A 20030-nucleotide genomic window follows, 5' to 3' on the forward strand; every position below is an offset into this window, starting at 1 on the left:
TCAGCCGTGCCGAGGTGCGCTCATGTGAGCGGAAAAAGGCGCCTCCAGGGCCCTGTGTGTTCAAGAAGTGAAAACATCAGCCCGGCTTGGCTTGCCAAGCTTTGACTTTCGATCCGCTGGCGGACGGGTGGTTACAGGCGTATGACGCGCAAGTAGACGTACCCATGGACCTTCGATCTGGGTATGTTCCTCGCCGTCAGGGCAGCCACCGCGGCCTCAAGGAGTCGAGACCCGTGTCGGAAAACAAAGAACCCCACGTAGCGAAGTTCGTTTACGACTTCACCGAGGGCAACAAGGACCTCAAAGACCTCCTCGGCGGCAAGGGTGCCAACCTCGCCGAGATGACCAACCTCGGTCTTCCGGTCCCTCCCGGCTTCACCATCACCACCGAGGCCTGCAAGGTCTACCTGGAGAGCGGTGAGGAGCCCGCGGCACTGCGTGACGAGGTGAGTGCGCACCTCGACGCCCTCGAGCAGAAGATGGGCAAGAAGCTCGGCCAGGCCGACAACCCCCTCCTCGTCTCGGTCCGCTCCGGTGCCAAGTTCTCCATGCCGGGCATGATGGACACCGTCCTGAACATCGGCCTCTCCGACAACTCGGTGCAGGGCCTGGCCAAGCAGGCCGGCGACGAGCGGTTCGCCTGGGACTCCTACCGCCGCCTCATCCAGATGTTCGGCAAGACCGTCCTCGGCGTCGACGGCGACCTCTTCGAGGAGGCCATCGACAAGGCCAAGGAGGCCAAGAAGGTCACGGTCGACACCGACCTGGAGGCCGCCGACCTGAAGAAGCTGGTCACCACCTTCAAGAAGATCGTCAAGAAGGAGGCCGGCCGGGACTTCCCGCAGGACCCGCGCGAGCAGATGGACCTCGCCATCAAGGCGGTCTTCGACTCGTGGAACGGCGACCGCGCGAAGCTGTACCGCCGCCAGGAGCGCATCCCGCACGACCTGGGCACGGCCGTCAACGTCTGTTCCATGGTCTTCGGCAACCTCGGCCCCGACTCCGGCACCGGCGTCGCCTTCACCCGTGACCCCGCCTCCGGCCACCAGGGCGTCTACGGCGACTACCTGCAGAACGCGCAGGGCGAGGACGTGGTCGCGGGCATCCGCAACACCGTCCCGCTCGCCGATCTGGAGCAGATCGACAAGAAGTCGTACGACCAGCTCATGCAGATCATGGAGACCCTCGAGAACCACTACAAGGATCTCTGCGACATCGAGTTCACCATCGAGCGCGGCCAGCTCTGGATGCTGCAGACCCGGGTCGGCAAGCGCACCGCCGGCGCGGCCTTCCGGATCGCGACCCAGCTGGTGGACCAGGGCCTGATCGACGAGACCGAGGCGCTCCAGCGCGTCAGCGGCGCCCAGCTCGCCCAGCTGATGTTCCCGCGGTTCGACGAGCACGCGAAGACCGAGCAGGTCGGCCGGGGCATCGCGGCCTCGCCGGGCGCGGCGGTCGGCAAGGCGGTCTTCGACTCGTACACCGCCGTGAAGTGGTCCCGCTCGGGCGAGAAGGTCATCCTGGTCCGCCGGGAGACCAACCCCGACGACCTGGACGGCATGATCGCCGCCGAGGGCATCCTGACCTCGCGCGGCGGCAAGACCTCGCACGCCGCCGTCGTCGCCCGCGGCATGGGCAAGACCTGTGTCTGCGGCGCCGAGGAGCTGGAGGTCGACACCAAGCGCCGGCGGATGACGGTCCCCGGCGGCCACGTGGTGGAGGAGGGCGACCTCATCTCCATCGACGGTTCCAGCGGCAAGGTGTACCTCGGTGAGGTCCCGGTCGTCCCGTCCCCGGTCGTGGAGTACTTCGAGGGCCGGATGCACCCGGGCGCCGACGACGCCGACGAGCTGGTCGAGGCCGTGCACCGCATGATGGCCTTCGCCGACCGCAAGCGCCGCCTGCGGGTGCGCGCCAACGCCGACAACGCCGAGGACGCGCTGCGCGCCCGCCGCTTCGGCGCCCAGGGCATCGGCCTGTGCCGCACGGAGCACATGTTCCTCGGTGACCGCCGCGAGCTGGTCGAGCGCCTGATCCTGGCGGACACGGAGGAGGAGCGCGAGGCGTCCCTCAAGGCCCTGCTGCCGCTGCAGAAGAAGGACTTCGTCGAGCTGTTCGAGGCGATGGACGGCCTGCCGGTCACCATCCGCCTGCTCGACCCGCCGCTGCACGAGTTCCTCCCCGACATCACGGAACTCTCCGTGCGCGTGGCCCTGGCCGAGTCCCGCCAGGAGCCGCACGAGAACGACCTGCGCCTGCTCCAGGCGGTCCACCGCCTGCACGAGCAGAACCCGATGCTCGGCCTGCGCGGCGTACGCCTGGGCCTGGTCATCCCCGGCCTGTTCACGATGCAGGTACGGGCGATCGCCGAGGCGGCGGCCGAGCGCAAGTCCGCCAAGGGCGACCCGCGCGCCGAGATCATGATCCCGCTCGTCGGCACGGTCCAGGAGCTGGAGATCGTCCGCGAGGAGGCGGACCAGGTCATCGCCGAGGTCCAGGAGGCCACCGGCACCGAGCTGAAGCTGGCGATCGGCACGATGATCGAGCTGCCGCGCGCCGCGCTCACGGCGGGGCAGATCGCGGAGGCCGCGGAGTTCTTCAGCTTCGGCACGAACGACCTGACCCAGACGGTGTGGGGCTTCAGCCGCGACGACGTGGAGGCCTCGTTCTTCACCGCGTACCTGGAGAAGGGCATCTTCGGCGTCAGCCCCTTCGAGACGATCGACCGGGACGGCGTCGGCTCCCTGGTGAAGCTGGCCGCCGAAGCGGGCCGGCGCACCCGCCCCGACCTCAAGCTGGGCGTCTGCGGCGAGCACGGCGGTGACCCGGAGTCGGTCCACTTCTTCCACGAGGTCGGCCTGGACTACGTCTCCTGCTCCCCGTTCCGCATCCCGGTCGCCCGCCTCGAAGCGGGACGCGCCGCCACCCAGTCGGCGGGCAGCGACCACCGCTAGGCCCTCGCGGCCGGTTGAACCCCGGAGCCGCCGCTGGTCCCCGACCCTCACCGATCGGCGGCGGCTCCGGCGCACGAAAGAGAAGGGGCGGCACCCTGTGCGGGGGTGCCGCCCCTTCGGGCGTTCTCCTCCCAGCGCGGCGATCCTGGGTGCGCCGATCTCGTCGTGGTCGAACCCGGTGTCCTGATGCCCGAGGCTGTCGAGGTCTGCCCATACAGGATCCTCGGCGAAGACGAGTTGTTCTCCCTTGCCAACCGGCACGTTGAGGCATTGCTCTTCCTCGGAAGTGCGCCGCGCTACGGATTTGTTCGTATGTACCGTGCTCGCGCAGGGCGCCAACCTGATGCGCAGGCCGGCGGGTCGTCGCCCGCCCACGCCTCACCCTGGAGGTTGCCCATGGCACGGTCCCGACGCCTGCTCGCACGCACCGCTCACGGGGGCTCTCAGTGACACTAGAGCCTGTTCGCATCAGCTCACCGGTCTCCCGACCCTGGTCGGCATTCCTGTTCCTCGCCCTGCTCGCCGCTCTCGTCATGGTTCCGGCGCCGCGCGCAGCAGCCGGGCCACCGGCCCCGGCGATGACCCGCTGCACGGAGCAGCAGGTGCCGAACCGCGACATTCCAGAAGTCGCTGTCCAGGGAAACGGCGGGGGCAGTGAACCTGCGGGCGCCAACCCGTCGAACGTGCTGGAACCGGGAGACGTCTTCGTGATCATCCCAGAATTCGGGAGTCGGGTGAGCGTCTCTCGCTTGGGGGAGAATTACGGGCCCAACGGCAGCGGAAGGGTGGCGGACAACTCATGGCCGTACCCCGGGCTGTCTCAGTACTCAGCGGTATTGCGGTTCAACAATAATCCGGGGGGCTGGGTGGACTCCCCTGTCCAGGCCACCGCGTTCCAGCAGTGCACCCGATGGGATCGCAGCCTTCCGGTACGCCTGCTCTTCGGGGTCAACGACCCGAAACTCGATGACAACGGCGGCATGTGGAAGTTCCGGGTGCAGATCTACAAGGCCTCCGTGTCCGCCACGAACGCCATGGACCGATGCAGCAGAGGAGCGCCCGCGACCAACCCCGGAGACCGTGATGAGGTGGTCAGGGTATGGGGGAAGGAGGCCGGGAGCTTCCCCTCCGGGCCCAACCCGGGAAACGTCCTCGCCCTGGGCAACGTCGTGCGGATCGTCCCTGACCTCAGGAGCACGATCACCATCGACTACTGGAACAACTGGGCGTACCCGAACGGCAACCTCCTGGCCGCACCGCCCACCGGGTGGCCCTATCCGGACCTGTTCCAGTTCTCCGCCGTACTCAGGTTCAACAACAACCCGGGCGGCTGGGTCGGGCCGCCGGCTCAGGCCACAGCGTTCGGTGGCTGCATGACCTGGACGGACAGTCGCCCCGTGCGGCTGCTGTTCGGGGTGAACGATCCGGATGTCAGCGACAACTCGTCGTCCCAGTACCCGGGCGACTCGTCGTGGAAGTTCCGGGTCCTCATCTACAAGAGCTGACCCCGACCCCGCGTGAGGGCCCGTCAGCATGCCGGCGGGCCCTCACGGCGGGAAGGCGGGCGGATCAGCGCAGTCCGGCGAAGAGGTCGTTCTCGGGCACGGCCGCGCCGGTGGTGTCCCGGACGCGTACGAAGGTCTCGACGCCCATCAATTCGGTGAACCTGTCCTGGCCCATTTTGAGGAAGAAGATGTTCTCGCCCTGGCTGGCGTGCGCGGCCAGCGCATCGAACTTCTGACCGCCGAACGCGGTGGTGTCCACCCAGGTGGTGACCTCCTCGTCGGGGAGTCCGATCTCGGCCATCGCGGCGGCCTCGGCGGGATCCGGCTCCTGCCAGTCCGCACCGAACTCGCGCATGGCCTGCCCGAACCGCTGCATCATCGAGCGCGGCGCCGTCGTCCAGTACACCTTCGGTGTCGGCACGGTCATCGCCAGTGCCGCCATCGTGATGCGGTTCGCCTGGATGTGGTCGGGGTGGCCGTAGAAGCCGTTCTCGTCGTAGGTGACGACCACATCGGGCTGGTAACGGCGCATGAGTTCCGCGAGTCGGGCAGCGCCCTCCTCCACGGGTGTCCGCCAGAAGGATCCGGGGGCGTCGTTGGTCGGCCAGCCCATCATCCCGGAGTCGGCGTAGCCCAGCATCTCCAGATGACCGACCTGCAAGATCTCGCAGCTCGACTCGAGTTCCTGACGCCGCATCAAGGCGACGGCTGCCGGATCGTGCCCGGGATCGCCCGGCTTGACACCCCCCGGTCCGTCACCGCAACCGCCGTCGGTGCACGTCACGAGGACCGTGCGGATGCCCTCCGCCGCATACCGTGCGAGGACACCTCCCGTTCCGGTGGCCTCGTCATCGGGGTGGGCGTGCACCGCCATGAGCGTCAAGGGCCGGTCATTCATGAAACAGTCCTCCTGTGTGAAAACGCCTCGGTCCGATTCCGCCGCAGGCGCATTTCCCTCGGCTGGTGCAACAGTGCCTGTCGGATCGGCTGTTCCCGCCGGGCACGGGATCACGCCAGTGCTCTGGCCTCGGGGAGTCGGCCCGGCATCACTTCAGGTGCCGGCCGAAGAACCGGTCCCCGTCGTCCACCTCGAACCACGGGGTGCCGGCGTGCCCGCCCATATTGGCGTGCAGCGTCTTCTCCTGGGTGCCGAAGGCGTCGAACAGGTCCAGGGCCCGCTGCCGGGGGTTCCCTTCGTCGTCCCACTGCAGCAGGAACAGCAGTGGGACGGTGACCTGCCGGGCCTCCTCGCGCTGGGCGCGGGGCACGAAACCCCCGGCGAAGAAACCGGCGGCCACGATGCGCGGCTCGACCACCGCCAGCCGGATGCCGACGGCGGTCCATCCCGAGTACCCCACCGGGCCGCCGATCTCGGGCAGCGAAAGGAGTGCGTCCAGGGTGGTCCGCCATTCCGGGACCGTCTTTTCGACCAGCGGGCCGATGAAGGACTCGAAGATGTCGTCGACCGGCTCGCCGGCCCGCATCGCCCGGCGGAGGTCGGCGCGGGCCTGCTCATCGACGGCGGAACGGGGCCGGTCCCCGTGCCCGGGGGCGTCGATGGCGGCCACCGCGTAGCCGTACGCCGCGGATTGCCGGGCGCGGGCCACCAGCCGGGATTCCCGCCTGTGCAAGCCGCCGTTGTGGCCGATCAGGATCAGCGGGGACGGTGCGGCGGATCCAGGTGTCCACAGGGTGCCGGGGATCTCGCCGAGGGTGAACTCGCGTTCGAGGACGCCGTCGTCGAGGCGTTGTTCGGAAGTGAATCGCATGGTCGTGCCCTTCGGGAGTGCTCTTGAGCGGCGCTCCCGGACGACCTATCGCCCGACCGTGACCCCGGAGGGGAGCACCCATGTCGATACTGCGTTCACGGGTACCACCTCCTCGTTCTCTCGCACGGCCTCCGGGAAGGTAGCAGCGGTCGCCGTGGTCCGCCAAACGAGTTCTTGCGGGAGTGCCGCCCCTTCGGCGTCTTCCGGCGGTTCCGGCCGCGCGCGGACGGCGGGGCGCCCCGGGCCCGCCTAGGCTGGCGGGATCACTCCGTGCGGAGGGAGTCCGCTCATGTCCGGCTGGACCACGACCGACATCCCCGACCTGACCGGCCGCGTCGCCGTCGTCACCGGGGCCAACAGCGGGCTCGGCTATGTCACCGCGCGGGAGCTGGCCCGCAAGGGGGCGCGGGTGGTGTTCGGGTGCCGGAGCGAGGCCCGGGGGCGGGAGGCCGTCGCGCGGGCGACGGGGGAGGTGCCGCACGGGCGGGTGGAGCTGGGGCGGCTCGATCTCGGGGACCTCGCGTCGGTGCGGGAGTTCGCGGACCGGCTGCCGTACGACCGGCTCGATCTGCTCGTCAACAACGCCGGCCTGATGGCCGTACCGTACGGGACCACCGCCGACGGGTTCGAGACGCAGTTCGGGGTCAACCACCTCGGGCACTTCGCGCTCACCGGGCTGCTGCTGCCGAGGCTGCTGGCCGCCCCGGGTGCCCGGATCGTGACCGTCTCCAGCATGCTGCACGCCCTGGCCGGCATCGACATCCGGGATCTGGGCGGCGAGCGGCGGTACAGGCGGTGGATCGCCTACGGGCGGTCCAAGACCGCCAACCTGCTCTTCACGCACGAGCTGGCGCGCAGGCTGGCGGCCCGGGGCGCCGACACCGTCGCGGCAGCGGCGCACCCCGGGTACGCCGCCACCAACCTCCAGACGGCCGGGCCGCGTGCCGAGGGCCGCCGGACGGCCGAGCGGATGATGGCGGCCGCCAACCGGGTCTTCGCCCAGCCGGCCGAGGCCGGGGCCCTGCCCACGCTGTACGCGGCGACCGCGCCCGGCGTGCGGCCCGACTCCTTCTTCGGGCCGTCGTTCGCGATGTGGCGGGGCGCGCCGGTGCCGTCCCGGCGGGCACGGTGGGCCGTCGACGACGCCGTCTCCCGCAGGCTCTGGGAGGAATCGGTGCGGCTGACCGGCGTGTCCTACGAAGCCCTGGAGGGGTGACACACCGCCGCAACACCCCGGTCGTAATCGTCGCGCATGGTTGATCGTTGGGCCGTGCATCGATGACGAACGTCAGGGGGCACACGATGACGATCAGCCGCAGGGCACTGCTGGTCGCGGGCGCCGGAGCCGGACTCCTCACCGCCTGCGGGTCGAACACCGGACGGGACGGCGACGGCGGCGGGGGCTCGGGGCCGGTGCTGTCGCAGTGGTACCACCAGTACGGCGAGGCCGGCACCGAGCAGGCGGTCGAGCGGTACGCCGCCGCCTACGGCAAGGCGCGGGTCGAGGTCCAGTGGCGGCCGGGCAACTACGACCAGCAGACCGCCGCCGCCCTGCTCACCGGCTCCGGGCCGGACGTCTTCGAGGGCGGGCCCACGCTCGACCAGATCCAGGGCGGTCAGGTCGTCGACCTCACCGACCTGCTGGACGGCGTCGAGGACGACTTCAACCCGGCCGTGCTCACCCCGAAGACGTACGACGGGAAGATCTGGGGCGTCCCCCAGGTCATCGACATGCAGCTCCTCTACTACCGCAAGAGCCTGCTGCGGGACGCCGCGGTGGAGCCGCCCACCACCCTCGACGCCCTCGTCGACGCGGCCGCGAAGCTCACCGGCGGCAAGGTCAAGGGGCTCTTCCTCGGCAACGACGGGGGAGCCGGTGTGCTCGGCGGCACGCCCCTGTACGCGGCGGGACTGGAACTCGTCACCGCCGACGGCAAGGTCGGCTTCGACGACCCCGCGGCCGCCCGCACCCTGGGCAAGCTGCACCAGCTGTACGCCGACAAGTCCCTCCTGCTCGGCGCCCCCACCGACTGGTCCGACCCGTCCGCCTTCCTGCAGGGGCTGACCGCGATGCAGTGGTCCGGGCTGTGGGCGCTGCCGCAGGTGCAGAAGGAACTCGGCGACGACTTCGGGGTGCTGCCCTTCCCCCGGGACGGCGGCCATGGCCGTCCCGCGGTGCCCGTCGGCGCGTACGGCGCCGTCGTCAGCGCCCGGAGCAAGGAGCGGCGGGCGGCCAAGGAGTTCGTGAAGTGGCTGTGGGTCGAACGGACCGACCACCAGCAGGACTTCGCCCTCTCCTACGGCTTCCACATCCCCGCCCGGATCTCCCTCGCCGAGAAGGCCGCCAAGCTCAGGTCGGGCGCGGCCGCGGACGCGGTCCGTTTCACCACCGAGTACGGCCACACCTCCCAGCCGCTGCTGTGGACCCCGGCGAGCCAGACCGCCTACCAGGACGCGCTCAGCCGGATCATCAGGAGCGGGGCCGATCCGGCGAGCGAGCTGAGGTCGGTCGTACGGAAGGTGTCGGGCGAACTCGACCGGGTGAAGAAGACGTCGTGAGGCGCCGACGGGCGCTGTGGTTCTGGGTGTTCGTAGGGCCCTTCGCCCTGGGGCTCGCGCTGTTCACCTACGTTCCGCTGCTGTGGAGCGTGGGCCTGAGCTTCTTCGAGGCGCACAACACCGTCACGCCCACGCACTTCGTCGGGGCGGCCAACTACACGGCGATGCTGAAGGACGACGCGTTCGTCGACAGCCTGTGGACCTTCCTCGTCTTCACCGCCTGCATCGTGCCCGCGACCTATGTGTGCGCCCTCTGCCTCGCCCTGATGGTCAACCGCGTCGGACGCGCCCGGGCCTTCTTCCGGTCGGTGTTCTTCCTGCCCGCCGCGTGCAGTTACGTCGTGGCGGCCCTGATCTGGAAGATGTCGATCTTCAACGGCGTGCGGTTCGGGCTGGCCAACACCGTGCTGGGCTGGTTCGGCGGCGACCCCGTGGCGTGGCTGTCCACCACCGATCCGCCCTGGTACTGGCTGGTCATCGTCACCGTACGGCTGTGGCTCCAGGCCGGTTTCTACATGATCCTGTTCCTCGCCGGGCTGCAGCGCATCGACCCGGCGCTGTACGAGGCGGCCGCGGTGGACGGGGCCCGGCCCGGCTGGACGGTGCTGCGGCACATCACCCTGCCGCAGTTGCGGGCCACCTCGGTCGCGGTGGTGCTGCTGCTCGTCGTGGGCGCCTTCCAGGCCTTCGACGAGTTCTACAACCTGCTGTCCGACGCACGGGGTTATCCGCCCTATGCCCGGCCGCCGCTGGTCTACCTCTACTACACCGCCCTCGGGCAGGGGCAGGACCTGGGGCTCGGCAGCGCGGGCGCGGTGATCCTGGCGCTGGTCATCGCCCTGGTCACGGTGGGGCAGGCGAGGTGGCTGAAGCTGGGAAGGACGGACGCCGATGGATGACGCCCTGGTGCGGGCCGGCCGGGCGCTGCGGCTGGTGCTGCTGATCGTGCTCGCCGTGCTCTTCCTGATCCCGTTCTACCTGCTGGTCCGCAACGGGCTGTCGAGCGAGCGGGACATCACCTCGCCCGAGTGGACCTTCTTCCCGGGCGAGGTGAGGTGGGGGAACGTCCGGGAACTGTTCGCCGATCCGTCCGTTCCCTTCGCCCGGTCCCTGCTCAACTCCGCGCTGATCGCGGTCGCGACGACGCTCGGCACGCTGCTGCTCGCCTCCCTCGCGGGTTACGGCCTCGCCCGCATCCCCTACCGGCACGCGAACAAGGTCTTCTACGGCATCCTGGGCACCCTGCTGGTGCCGGCCGCCGTGACCTTCGTACCGAGCTTCGTGCTGGTGTCGTCGCTGGGCTGGATCTCCACCCTGCGCGGCCTGATCGTCCCGACGCTGTTCTCCGCCTTCGCCTGTTTCGTCTTCCGGCAGTACTTCCTGGGTTTCCCGCGGGAGCTGGAGGACGCCGCGCAGGTCGACGGGCTCGGGTACTGGCGCACGTACTGGCTGGTGGTCGTGCCGAACGCGCGGCCGGTGTTCGCCGCGGTCGGCACGATCGTGTTCCTCGGCGCGTGGAACTCCTTCCTGTGGCCGCTGGTGATCGGGCAGGACCGGAACGCGTGGACGGTGCAGGTGGCGCTGTCGTCGTTCACGACGTCCCAGGTCATCCGGCTGCACGAGCTGTTCGTGGCGGCGGCCGTGTCGATCCTGCCGTTGCTGCTGGTGTTCCTGTGCTTCCAGCGGTGGATCGTGGCGGGGGTGGAGCGGTCGGGGATCGACTAGGCCGGCGGAACACGGCTCACGGGCGGCCGCCGGGAACGTGGCTCACAGGGAGCCGCCGCTGTCCACCACCAGGTCCGTGCCGACGACCGCGGCGGCGTCGTCCGAGGCCAGGTAGAGGACGGCCGCGGCGACCTCTCGGGTGGCGGCGATCCGGCCCAGCGGGAGCGTGGTCCGGGCGCGCTCGGCCCGCCCCGCCTCCGTCTCGCCGGGCAGCAGGGACATGGACGTCTCGGTGGCGCCGGGGCTGACCACGTTGATCCGGACTCCGTCCCCGATGTGGTCCAGCGCCGCACCCCGGCTGAGCGCGGTCACCGCCGCCTTGGTCGCGGCGTAGGCGGCGGCACCCGGGGAGGCGGCGTGCAGGCCGAACGTGGAGGAGACGGTGACGACGGCGCCGCCCGCGGGCTGGGTGCGCATCTGGCGGACCTGGGCCTGCAGGGCCAGGAACACGCCGGTGACGTTGGTCGCCAGCTGGGTCTGCCAGTCCTCCTCGGGGAGGTCCGCCAGGGGCCGCCCGCCCCGGAAGACGCCCGCGTTGTTGACCGCCACGTCCAGTGAGCCGAAGTGCTCGACGGCGGCGCGGACCAGGGCGTCGGCGTCGTCCGCGCGGGAGACGTCGGCGCTCACCGCGAGGGCCTTGCCGCCCTGTTCCTCGATCAGCCGGACGGTCTCCGCCAGGGGCTCGGGCCGCCGCCCGGCGACGACCACCTGTGCTCCCTCGGCGGCGAGGGCGAGGGCGACGGCCCGGCCGATGCCGGAGCCGGCACCGGTGACGAGCGCGGTCCGGTCCGTGAAGCGGTTGCGTGCGGTGGCGGTCATGATCTCCCCTTTTTCTAGACCGATCGGTTCAGTATCGAGGCAAAAAAAGCACCCTCCGGTGGAGGGTGGCGGTCAGTCGAGCAGGGCCAGGGCCTGCTCGGCCGCGTCCCGGACCCGGGCCGGGTCCGCCGACGCCTTGCCGACGACCCGCAGGCCCTGCATCAGCACCAGCAGCGTTCGGGCGAGCGCCAGCGGATCGCGGCCGGTAGGCAGTTCGCCCTGGCTCTGGGCGCGCACCAGGGTGGAGTGGAGCAGCGTCTCCAGGTGGTCCCAGTTGCGCTCGACGCGCCGGGCGGCGACCGGGTCGTGCGGGGCGAGTTCGGCGGCCGTGTTGGTGACCAGGCAGCCGTTCAGCCGCAACCGCTCGTCGGCCGCCTCCGCCGCATAGCGCCGTACGACCTCGCGCACGGCCGGCAGGGCGGGGCCCGGCTGGGACAGCTCGTGCACGATCCCGGCCATCCCCGCCTGCTCGTACCGGTCCAGCGCCCTCAGGTACAGCTCGTGCTTGCTGCCGAAGGTGGCGTACAGACTGGCCCTGCCGATGCCCAGGTGCTCGACCAGGTCGGCCATCGAGGTCGCCTCGTAGCCGCGCCGCCAGAACAGCTCCAGGGCTGACTGCAGCGCGGCGTCCGGGTCGAATTCCTTGGTCCTGGCCATGCGGTGCAGTCTAGACTTTTCTGGAACGATCGGTCAAGGAAATTCGTCGGGCGTGGATCAGGCCGCCCGCACCTGGTACGCGGTCACCGTCACCGACTCCTCGTCCAGGCACTGCCCGTTGGTCAGGTCGAAACGCTGCTTCAGCAGGGGGGACGCCACGAACGGGCGGCCCTGGTCGGTGCCGGTCAGGCCACGGGAGAGGACGGCCGCGCCGGCGAAGGGGTCGACGTTGTCGATGGCGTACAGGCGGTCGGAACGGTCGCGGAAGACGGCCACCTGACGGCCGTCCGGCAGCAGGGCGGCCACCCCGCGGCCCGGGATCAGCGCGCTCAGGTCGCAGACCGTGAACCAGTCGCCGGCCAGGTTCAGTTGGACCTTCAGGTCGGTGGTCTCGAGGGCCAGGGTCATCGCTGGGCGGTTCCTTCCAGGACGTCGGCGGGCCGCGTGCCGATGGTGAGCAGCGGCAGGTCGGGCTTGATCTGGTCGCGCTCGGGGACGAAGGCGACGACCGGGTCCGGGGTGTCCGGGGCGTTGACGAAGGACACGAACCGGGCGAGCTTCTCGGGATCGTTGACGGTCTCGGCCCACTCGTCGCGGTAGCTGCCGATGTGCGCCGTCATCAGCGCCTCCAGCTCCTCGCAGATGCCGAGCGAGTCGTGCACCACGACGTCCCGTACGTGGTCCAGGCCGCCCGGGATGCGCTCGAGCCAGGCCGAGGTGCGCTCCAGCCGGTCGGCGGTGCGGATGTAGAACATCAGGAACCGGTCGATCAGCCGGACCAGTTCGGCGTCGGACAGGTCCTGGGCGAGGAGGTCCGCGTGGCGCGGGGTCGCACCGCCGTTGCCGCCGACGTACAGGTTCCAGCCGTTGGCCGTGGCGATCACGCCGAAGTCCTTGGACTGGGCCTCGGCGCACTCGCGGGCGCACCCGGAGACGGCGGACTTGAGCTTGTGCGGGGAGCGCAGCCCCCGGTAGCGCAGCTCCAGGTCGATCGCCATGCGCACCGAGTCCTGCACGCCGTAGCGGCACCAGGTCTGCCCGACACAGGACTTCACCGTGCGCAGCGACTTGCCGTAGGCGTGCCCGGACTCGAAGCCGGCGTCCACCAGCCTGGCCCAGATCAGGGGCAGCTGCTCCACCCGTGCGCCGAACATGTCGATCCGCTGGCCGCCGGTGATCTTCGTGTAGAGGCCGAAGTCCCGGGCGATCTCACCGATCACGATCAGCTTCTCGGGCGCGATCTCCCCGCCGGGGATGCGCGGCACGACCGAGTACGAGCCGTTCTTCTGCAGGTTGGCGAGGAAGTGGTCGTTGGTGTCCTGCAAGGCGGCCTGCTCGCCGTCGAGGACGTAGCCGCTCGCGCCGATCGTCGGGGCGAGGGAGGCGATGATCGAGGCCACCGCCGGCTTGCAGACGTCGCAGCCGTCGCCGCCCCGGGCGCCCTCGCGGCCGTGGCGGTCCAGCAGCTCCTGGTACGAGGTGACGCGCAGGGCGCGGACGATCTCGTACAGCTCCTCGCGGGTCTGCCCGAAGCAGCCGCACAGGCCCTTGTCGACCTCGACGCCGGAGGCCTCCAGCTCGGCGGTGACCAACTGGCCGAGCACCTTCACGCAGCTGCCGCACCCGGTGCCGGCCTTGGTGCACTTCTTCACCTCGGGCACGGTGGTGCACCTGTGCTCGGTGACCGCGCCGCGGACCGTGCCCTTGCTGACGTTGTGGCAGGAGCAGATGATCGCCTCGTCCGACAGGGCCGACGGGCCGAGCTGGGCCCCCGAGTCCGCTCCGGCGGGCAGGACGAGGGACTCGGGGGAGATCGGGGGCACCGAACCGGTCAGCGCGCGCAGCGTGCCGTACGCCTCCGCGTCGCCGACCAGGATGCCGCCGAGCAGGGTGCCGTCGCGGCCGATGACCAGCTTCTTGTACAGGCCCGCGCGGGAGTCGGAGTAGACGACGTCCAGGCAGTCCTCGGTGGTGCCGTGCGCGTCGCCGAAGGAGGCCACGTCGACGCCGAGCAGCTTGAGCTTGGTGGACAGGTCGGCGCCGGTGAAGGAGGCCTCGTCCGCGGCGATGGTCGCGGCGGCCGTCTGGGCCTGCTCGTAACCGGGGGCGACCAGGCCGTACACCCGGCCGTCCGCCGCCAGCGCGCACTCGCCGATGGCGAAGACGTGCGGGTCGGTGACCGTACGGCACTGCTCGTCGACCGTGATGCCGCCGCGCTCGCCGACCGCCAGGCCGCAGTCGCGGGCCAGCTGGTCGCGGGGGCGGACACCGGCGCTGAACACCACCATGTCGGCGGCGAGTTCGGAGCCGTCGGACAGCTTCATGCCGGTGACGGCGCCCGAGTCGTCCGTGACGATCTCCTGGGTGCCCACACCGGTGTGCACCGTCAGCCCCATGCCCTCGATGGTGCGCAGCAGGGCCGTGCCACCGCCGTCGTCCACCTGCACCGGCATCAGACGCGGAGCGAACTCCACGATGTGGGCGTTCAGTCCGAGTCCCTTGAGCGCTCCGGCGGCCTCGAGGCCGAGCAGACCGCCGCCGACCACCGCGCCGGTCGTGGCGCGGCTCTTCGCGTACTCCTCGATCGCGAGCAGGTCCTCGATCGTGCGGTAGACGAAGCAGCCGGCGGCGTCCTTGTTCGGCACCGGCGGTACGAACGGGTAGGAGCCGGTGGCCAGGACGAGGACGTCGTAGTCGACGACCAGACCCGAGCGGGCGGTCACCTTCCGGGCCTCGCGGTCGATCGTCTCCGCCGGGTCGCCGATGTGCAGCTCGATGCCGTGGTCCTTGAGGAACTCCATGTCGGTCATGGAGAGGTCCTCGGGCGTCCGGCCCGAGAAGTACGAGGTCAGCTGGACGCGGTCGTAGGCCGGACGCGGCTCCTCGCACAGCACGACCACGCGGTGCGTGGCGGTCAGGCCGCGCTCGGCGAGCGCTTCGAGGAAGCGCTGGCCGACCATGCCGTGGCCGACGAGCACGATCGTGGGGGTGGCCCCCAGGGTGGCGGTCATTCAGGAGCCTCCATCGTTGGTGAGCAGGTGGAGCAGCGGGCCGTCGTCGGGGAGCGGCTCTGCTCCCTCCCACGCGCGGGCGAGCGCGCCGACGGTGCCGAGTTCGCCGACGAGAACCCCGCCGACCAGGCGGTCGTCGCGGACGACGACCTTGCGGTAGGTGCCCCGGGTGGCATCGGCGATCCGCACCACGTCGTCACCGGGGCGTGCCTCGGTCTCGCCGAACGCGGCGAGGTCGAAGGGGGAACCCGGGCCGCTGAGGGTCAGCCGGGTCAGGGAACGGGTGCCCGTGTAACGGGCGTCCGCGTCGCCCGCGAGCAGCTCCGCGAGCAGGTCGGCCTGTTCCAGGGCGGGGGCGGCCAGGCCGTAGACCGTGCCGTCGTGCTGGACGCAGTCGCCGACGGCGTGGATGCGCGGGTCCGAGGTGCGCAGCCGGTCGTCCACCAGGATGCCCTTGTGGACGGCGAGACCCGCCTGCTCGGCCAGGCCGGTGCGCGGGCGCACCCCGCAGGCGACCACCACGAGGTCGGCGTCGAGGGCGTAGCCGTCGGCCAGTTCCACGGAACGCACCGCGCCCGCGAGACAGCGCACGTCCCGCACCCGGCACTCGGTGTGCACCTCGACGCCCAGGTCCGTCAGGTGCCGCAGCACCAGCCGGGAGGCGTCCGGGTCCAGCTGGCGCTCCATGAGCCGCTCGGCCTGCTGGGCGAGGACCACCTGCGCGCCGCGCACGGCGAGCGCGCGGGCGGCGGACACCCCCAGCAGCCCGCCGCCGATGACGACCGCGCGCACCCCCGGCCGGACCGCCTTGGCCAGCCCCAGGCAGTCGTCCATGGTGCGGAACGCGTGCACTCCTTCGGGGAGTTGGTGGTCGGGGGTGAACAGACCGCGCAGCGGCGGCAGCACGGGGTTGGAGCCGGTGGCCAGGACCAGCGTGTCGTATGCGATCCGGGTGCCGTCGGCGCAGTCGACGGTGCGGGCGGCCCGGTCGATGCCGGTGACCCGGGCGCGCAGCAGGCCCCCGGGCGCCGGCAGGCCGATCACCTCCGGGGCGTACCGGCCGGCCAGCACCTCGGCGAGCAGCACCCGGTTGTACGGCGGGTGTTCCTCCTCGCCGACGAGCAGCGCGGGCGTGCCCAGCTCGCCGAGCCGCTGGGCGAGCCGCACGCCCGCGAGGCCGGCGCCGATCACCACCACACGCTTATTCGAGGTCATGTCCACGAGCGTGCGACCCGGACGTTACCCGGCAGCATCACTGTTGTTTCCCGCGGGGAACGCTGCCCTCAGCGGGCGGACACGCGGGGTGTGAGGGTCCCGTGCGGGTGGCGGGGAGGGCTGTGAGAAGGCCCGGACCAGGCACAAAGCCTCAGAAGCCGCTCAGATGCGTGGACTGCGCACCCAGCCGCTGCCTAGGGTCGCGATCATGCCCGACATACCCGTGACCGTCACCGCCCTGCTCTGCGTGGCCGCTCTCGCGGCCGGCTGGATCGACGCGGTGGTCGGCGGGGGCGGGCTGCTGCTGTTGCCGGCCCTGCTCCTCGGGCTCCCGTCCACCACCCCGGCCGCCTGGGCGCTGGGCACCAACAAGGCGATCGCGATCGTCGGCACCAGCGGCGCCGCGGTGACCTACGCCCGCAAGGCGCCGGTGGACATCGCCACGGCCGTACGCATCGGCCTCGCCGCCCTCGCCGGTTCCTCTGCGGGCGCGTTCTTCGCGGCCGGGATGAGCACGGACGTCCTCAAACCGGTGATCATGGTGGTGCTGCTCGGGGTCGCCGCCTTCGTGATCCTGCGCCCCGCCTTCGGCACGGCCCCCGCCACGGGTCCCGCCACCCGCCGGCAGAAACTCGCCGCGATCGGCCTGGCCGGCCTCGGCATCGGCTTCTACGACGGCCTGATCGGGCCCGGCACCGGCACGTTCCTGGTCCTGGCGCTGACCGCCGTCCTGCGGCTGGACCTGGTCACGGCCTCCGCCACCGCCAAGATCGTCAACTGCTGCACCAACGCGGGCGCCCTCGCCATGTTCGCCTGGCAGGGCGCGGTGCTGTGGCGCTTCGCGGCCCTGCTCGCCGTCTTCAACCTCGCGGGCGGCACCCTCGGCGCGCGCACCGCGCTCAAGCAGGGCAGCGGCTTCGTCCGGGCCGTCCTGCTGACGGTCGTCCTCGCGCTGGTGGCGAACCTGGCCTACGAACAGTGGACGGCCTGACGGGCGGGTCGGGCCCGCAGCAGATCGACCAGCCCGGCGGTGTCCTCCGTCCCGTGCCCGTCGGCCAGCCGGCGGCGCATGAGGTCCAGGAACGGCGTGAGCAGTTCCGCGCTCACCCCCTGCTCCTGCGCGGTGCGCAGCAGGGTGCCGGTGCCGGCGACCTGCATGGCGAGGTTGGAGACGACCCCGCCGGTGTAGTCGCCGCTCGCCAGCCGCCCGGCCGCCCGGTAGGCCGTCTCGGCCATCCCGTTCAGCCACGGCACGAGCAGCGCGGCGAACTCCTCGGGCGCCACGTCCTCCCCCCGCACCAGCGCGAAGGCGTGCGTGATGCCGGCGAACATGCCGTACATCCCGCTCAGCAGCGCCACGTCGTACAGCGCGGCGAGACCGGGGTCGGCGCCGACGTACCGGGTACCGGCCGGCACGGCGAGGGTGTCCCGGTGCTCCTCGAACAGGCCGGCGTGGCCGCTGTAGAACACAGTGGCGCCGGGTGTGCCGATCATCGGAGGTACGGCCATGATCCCGGCGTCGAGGAAACGGGCGCCGCGTTCCTGCGCCCAGGCGGCCCTGGCCCGTCCCTCGGCGGGCGTGCCGGTGGTGAGGTTCACCAGGTCCCGGCCGGTCAGGCCGGCGTCCTCCAGGGCCGCGCCCACCGAGGCGTCGTCCAGCAGGCAGGCCACGACGAGCCGGTTCGCCGCCACCGCCTCCGCCGCGCTCCCGGCGGCCACCGCGCCCTCGGCGGTCAGCGCGGCGGTGCGTTCGGGCGTGCGGTTCCAGACGGTCAGCGGATGCCCGGCGGCGAGCCAGGCCCGCCCGAGCGCGGTGCCCATCGCACCGGTGCCGAGCAGGGTCAGGGGCGTACGGGAACGGGGGGAGCCAGGGGTGATCGAGGTGTCGTCCATGGCGACCAGGCTCGCCCGGGAAGCCGGTCGGCGTAAGTACCTACTTCGAAGTGGGTGGTTACCCGAAGGAAAGGGTCCGGGCGGGAATGGTGCACGGGCCGCCGGGGGTTGTCCCTGACACGGGTGCGGGTGCGGGTGCGGGTGCGGTGAAGGGGGAGCGGATGCCGGCGGAGCGGCGGCGGCCGGGTGCGTACGTCTGCGGGACCGACGCGGCGATGGACGTGATCGGCGGCAAGTGGAAGGTGCTGATCCTGTGGGCGCTGAACGAACGCCCGTACCGCTTCGGCGAGTTGCGCCGCGGACTGCCGGGCGTGACGGAGAAGGTGCTGGCCGCGCAGCTGCGCGAACTGGAGGCCGACGGCATCGTGCACCGCGAGGAGTACGGTGAGGTCCCGCCGCGCGTCGAGTACTCGCTGACCGGCGCCGGCGTCCGGCTGAACGAGGCTCTGGCCCCCCTGGGCGCCTGGGGCAGGGAGCACGTCCTCGGCGCGGAGCCGGCGGGGCGCTGAGCCGCCGGCTACCGGTGGCCCGTCAGGTGGGCGAACACCACCACGTTGCCCTGGTAGCCGGTCGTCCTCGAGTAGCCGCCGCCGCAGGTGATGACGCGCAGTTCGGGACGGGGGGCGGCGCCGTACACCTTCTGGTCGGGGAAGTTGCGGGCCGAGTACACCTCCACCGCGTCCACGGTGAACACGGCCGCCGTGCCGTCCTGGCGGTCCACCTCGACGCGGGCGCCCCGCTTGAGCGCGCCGAGGTCGTAGAAGACGGCGGGGCCGTCGGCGTTGTCGACGTGGCCGGCGACGACCGCGGTGCCCGTCTCGCCGGGCAGGGTGCCGGCTTCGTACCAGCCGGCGAGGTTCTTGTTCTCGGCGGGCGGCACGTCCAGGCTGCCGGAGGGGGTGAGGGCCAGTCCCATCAGCGGGGCGTTCACGCGGATCGCGGGGATGCGGATGCGGGTGGGCGGGGACGGCGGGAGCGCGGCGGCGGCGAGTCGCCCACCACCCGGGTCGAGGCGGCCCTCGACGGCCGACGGCTGCGGGGGCGTGTGCGCCCCGGCACCGCCGCCGAGCAGCCATACCGCCGATCCGAGGGCCACGACGGTGACCGCGGCTATGGCGGTGTCGCCGAGCCTGGCGTGCCTGGCGCTCCTGCGCATACGAACCCCTCTCCCGGGGGCGGCCCCCCGAAGGTTCCCTCCCCCTCCGGGCCGCGAGGGGCATCGGACCCGGAGGGGGTGGGACATGCGGTACCGGCGGACGGACGGCGGAGGGTGTCCGTCAGATCCCGTCGCCTCTCGCCCGGCGATGCAGGAGCCAGGTACCGCCCGCGGCGGCGACGGCCAGAGCCGCCACACCCGCCGTGGTCTGCACGGGGTCGGTGCCGAGTGCGCCGCCGACCCCCGTCTTCACGCTTCCCCGCGGCTGCACCTGCTCGTGCACCGCGCTCAACGCCACCACCAGGTCGCCCTTCACCTGCCGGTCGCCCTCCGCGCACGTGGCGACGATCTCGTACGTCCCCGGCTGTGCGCTCGGCGGCACCCGGAACTGGCCGATCGCCTCGCCCTCGTGCGTGCTGGGCGCCAGCGTGAAGACGCCGGCGCCGACCGCGCTCGCGTCCCCGGTCGCTACGCCGTTCTCCCCGCACGCGGCGGTGTTCACCGTGACCTGCGCACCGGGCGTCACGGTGGAGGGGAACACGTCCAGGCGGCCGGTGTCCTCGGCGTGGGCGGGTGCCGCGACGGCCACGGCGAGCGCGGTACCGGTCAGCAGACGGGCGGTGCGTCGCATGGTGCTCCCCAGAGCTTGTCCGACTCGTGCCCTACCGAGATAAGTGGCTCGCGGGGCCGCCCGCTTCCTGAGGGGACGTCAGAAATGCGGTGAACGGGTGTCGGCGACTCCCCCCACACGGGCTAGTCCGTGCGGA

At 71.4% G+C, this 20030-nt stretch carries 18 protein-coding genes; 8 read left to right on the forward strand and 10 right to left on the reverse strand.

Annotated features, from left to right (window positions below; genetic code table 11):
- Nucleotides 1-233 precede the first annotated feature (233 nt).
- Both ppdK and ACZ5CW_RS17980 read left to right on the forward strand, forming a co-directional pair.
- Entirely contained in the window at nt 234-2954 is a 2721-nt protein-coding gene (gene ppdK, locus ACZ5CW_RS17975; RefSeq protein WP_468602287.1) for a pyruvate, phosphate dikinase, read from the forward strand.
- Nucleotides 2955-3820: 866 nt separating this feature from the next.
- Nucleotides 3821-4459: a hypothetical protein gene (locus tag ACZ5CW_RS17980; RefSeq protein ID WP_468602289.1), complete on the forward strand. Its 639-nt coding sequence runs from the start codon at nt 3821-3823 to the stop codon at nt 4457-4459.
- A gap of 64 nt (nt 4460-4523) precedes the next feature.
- Here the strand turns inward: ACZ5CW_RS17980 and ACZ5CW_RS17985 are convergent, their stop codons facing one another.
- A complete protein-coding gene (locus ACZ5CW_RS17985) occupies nt 4524-5357 on the reverse strand; it encodes a PIG-L family deacetylase (RefSeq protein WP_468602291.1) in 834 nt (277 codons plus the stop codon).
- A 148-nt stretch (nt 5358-5505) separates the two neighbouring features.
- Complete coding sequence (locus ACZ5CW_RS17990) at nt 5506-6228, reverse strand: dienelactone hydrolase family protein (protein ID WP_468602294.1); 723 nt, start codon at nt 6226-6228, stop codon at nt 5506-5508.
- A gap of 289 nt (nt 6229-6517) precedes the next feature.
- On the opposite strand from ACZ5CW_RS17990, the gene ACZ5CW_RS17995 reads away from it, so the two are divergent.
- The 4 genes from ACZ5CW_RS17995 (at nt 6518) to ACZ5CW_RS18010 (ending at nt 10512) form a co-directional block, all read left to right on the forward strand.
- A complete protein-coding gene (locus ACZ5CW_RS17995) occupies nt 6518-7444 on the forward strand; it encodes an oxidoreductase (RefSeq protein ID WP_468602296.1) in 927 nt (308 codons plus the stop codon).
- Nucleotides 7445-7530: 86 nt separating this feature from the next.
- Nucleotides 7531-8787 (forward strand): ABC transporter substrate-binding protein, encoded by a 1257-nt coding sequence (locus tag ACZ5CW_RS18000; RefSeq protein WP_468602298.1) that lies wholly within the window; start codon nt 7531-7533, stop codon nt 8785-8787.
- Nucleotides 8784-9686, forward strand: a complete 903-nt coding sequence (locus ACZ5CW_RS18005) for a carbohydrate ABC transporter permease (protein ID WP_468602301.1) — start codon at nt 8784-8786, stop codon at nt 9684-9686. The genes ACZ5CW_RS18000 and ACZ5CW_RS18005 overlap by 4 nt, the downstream gene beginning before the upstream one ends.
- Nucleotides 9679-10512 (forward strand): carbohydrate ABC transporter permease, encoded by an 834-nt coding sequence (locus tag ACZ5CW_RS18010; RefSeq protein ID WP_468602303.1) that lies wholly within the window; start codon nt 9679-9681, stop codon nt 10510-10512. The genes ACZ5CW_RS18005 and ACZ5CW_RS18010 overlap by 8 nt, the downstream gene beginning before the upstream one ends.
- Before the next feature lie 42 nt (nt 10513-10554).
- Here ACZ5CW_RS18010 and ACZ5CW_RS18015 read toward each other — a convergent pair whose 3' ends face one another.
- The 5 genes from ACZ5CW_RS18015 to ACZ5CW_RS18035 form a co-directional block, all read right to left on the reverse strand.
- The gene (locus tag ACZ5CW_RS18015; RefSeq protein ID WP_468602305.1) at nt 10555-11331 is read right to left on the reverse strand and encodes an SDR family NAD(P)-dependent oxidoreductase; all 777 of its coding nucleotides are present in this window, start codon (nt 11329-11331) and stop codon (nt 10555-10557) included.
- Nucleotides 11332-11403: 72 nt separating this feature from the next.
- Entirely contained in the window at nt 11404-11988 is a 585-nt protein-coding gene (locus ACZ5CW_RS18020; protein WP_468602307.1) for a TetR/AcrR family transcriptional regulator, read from the reverse strand.
- A gap of 57 nt (nt 11989-12045) precedes the next feature.
- Nucleotides 12046-12396, reverse strand: a complete 351-nt coding sequence (gene nirD / locus ACZ5CW_RS18025; RefSeq protein WP_468602309.1) for a nitrite reductase small subunit NirD — start codon at nt 12394-12396, stop codon at nt 12046-12048.
- Complete coding sequence (gene nirB / locus ACZ5CW_RS18030) at nt 12393-14999, reverse strand: nitrite reductase large subunit NirB (protein WP_468602311.1); 2607 nt, start codon at nt 14997-14999, stop codon at nt 12393-12395. The genes nirD and nirB overlap by 4 nt, the downstream gene beginning before the upstream one ends.
- Entirely contained in the window at nt 15000-16214 is a 1215-nt protein-coding gene (locus tag ACZ5CW_RS18035) for an NAD(P)/FAD-dependent oxidoreductase (RefSeq protein WP_468602313.1), read from the reverse strand.
- 208 nt (nt 16215-16422) lie between these two features.
- Between ACZ5CW_RS18035 and ACZ5CW_RS18040 the strand changes: the two genes are divergently transcribed.
- Nucleotides 16423-17205 carry a sulfite exporter TauE/SafE family protein gene (locus ACZ5CW_RS18040; protein ID WP_468602315.1) on the forward strand — a complete coding sequence of 261 codons (783 nt, stop codon included), beginning with the start codon at nt 16423-16425 and terminating at the stop codon, nt 17203-17205.
- On the opposite strand, the gene ACZ5CW_RS18045 is transcribed toward ACZ5CW_RS18040, so the two are convergent.
- On the reverse strand, nt 17184-18107 hold the full coding sequence (locus tag ACZ5CW_RS18045) for an NAD(P)-dependent oxidoreductase (RefSeq protein WP_468602317.1): 924 nt from the start codon (nt 18105-18107) through the stop codon (nt 17184-17186). The genes ACZ5CW_RS18040 and ACZ5CW_RS18045 overlap by 22 nt on opposite strands.
- A gap of 161 nt (nt 18108-18268) precedes the next feature.
- Between ACZ5CW_RS18045 and ACZ5CW_RS18050 the strand changes: the two genes are divergently transcribed.
- Nucleotides 18269-18616, forward strand: coding sequence for a winged helix-turn-helix transcriptional regulator (locus ACZ5CW_RS18050; protein ID WP_468602319.1), 348 nt, complete (start codon nt 18269-18271; stop codon nt 18614-18616).
- Between the two features lie 8 nt (nt 18617-18624).
- Here the strand turns inward: ACZ5CW_RS18050 and ACZ5CW_RS18055 are convergent, their stop codons facing one another.
- Both ACZ5CW_RS18055 and ACZ5CW_RS18060 read right to left on the reverse strand, forming a co-directional pair.
- Nucleotides 18625-19263, reverse strand: coding sequence for a class F sortase (locus ACZ5CW_RS18055; RefSeq protein ID WP_468602321.1), 639 nt, complete (start codon nt 19261-19263; stop codon nt 18625-18627).
- A gap of 121 nt (nt 19264-19384) precedes the next feature.
- The gene (locus ACZ5CW_RS18060) at nt 19385-19894 is read right to left on the reverse strand and encodes a hypothetical protein (protein ID WP_468602323.1); all 510 of its coding nucleotides are present in this window, start codon (nt 19892-19894) and stop codon (nt 19385-19387) included.
- Between the last annotated feature and the right edge of the window lie 136 nt (nt 19895-20030).

This window comes from Streptomyces sp. NPDC031379 (assembly GCF_055569615.1).

Coding starts and splice junctions, on each gene's coding strand:
- ACZ5CW_RS17985 (WP_468602291.1), bottom strand. CDS start 5,357: ATGAATGACCGGCCCTTGACGCTCATGGCGGTGCACGCCCACCCCGAT.
- ACZ5CW_RS17990 (WP_468602294.1), bottom strand. CDS start 6,228: ATGCGATTCACTTCCGAACAACGCCTCGACGACGGCGTCCTCGAACGC.
- ACZ5CW_RS17995 (WP_468602296.1), top strand. CDS start 6,518: ATGTCCGGCTGGACCACGACCGACATCCCCGACCTGACCGGCCGCGTC.
- ACZ5CW_RS18000 (WP_468602298.1), top strand. CDS start 7,531: ATGACGATCAGCCGCAGGGCACTGCTGGTCGCGGGCGCCGGAGCCGGA.
- ACZ5CW_RS18010 (WP_468602303.1), top strand. CDS start 9,679: ATGGATGACGCCCTGGTGCGGGCCGGCCGGGCGCTGCGGCTGGTGCTG.
- ACZ5CW_RS18015 (WP_468602305.1), bottom strand. CDS start 11,331: ATGACCGCCACCGCACGCAACCGCTTCACGGACCGGACCGCGCTCGTC.
- ACZ5CW_RS18020 (WP_468602307.1), bottom strand. CDS start 11,988: ATGGCCAGGACCAAGGAATTCGACCCGGACGCCGCGCTGCAGTCAGCC.
- nirD (WP_468602309.1), bottom strand. CDS start 12,396: ATGACCCTGGCCCTCGAGACCACCGACCTGAAGGTCCAACTGAACCTG.
- nirB (WP_468602311.1), bottom strand. CDS start 14,999: ATGACCGCCACCCTGGGGGCCACCCCCACGATCGTGCTCGTCGGCCAC.
- ACZ5CW_RS18035 (WP_468602313.1), bottom strand. CDS start 16,214: ATGACCTCGAATAAGCGTGTGGTGGTGATCGGCGCCGGCCTCGCGGGC.
- ACZ5CW_RS18040 (WP_468602315.1), top strand. CDS start 16,423: ATGCCCGACATACCCGTGACCGTCACCGCCCTGCTCTGCGTGGCCGCT.
- ACZ5CW_RS18045 (WP_468602317.1), bottom strand. CDS start 18,107: ATGGACGACACCTCGATCACCCCTGGCTCCCCCCGTTCCCGTACGCCC.
- ACZ5CW_RS18050 (WP_468602319.1), top strand. CDS start 18,269: ATGCCGGCGGAGCGGCGGCGGCCGGGTGCGTACGTCTGCGGGACCGAC.
- ACZ5CW_RS18055 (WP_468602321.1), bottom strand. CDS start 19,263: ATGCGCAGGAGCGCCAGGCACGCCAGGCTCGGCGACACCGCCATAGCC.
- ACZ5CW_RS18060 (WP_468602323.1), bottom strand. CDS start 19,894: ATGCGACGCACCGCCCGTCTGCTGACCGGTACCGCGCTCGCCGTGGCC.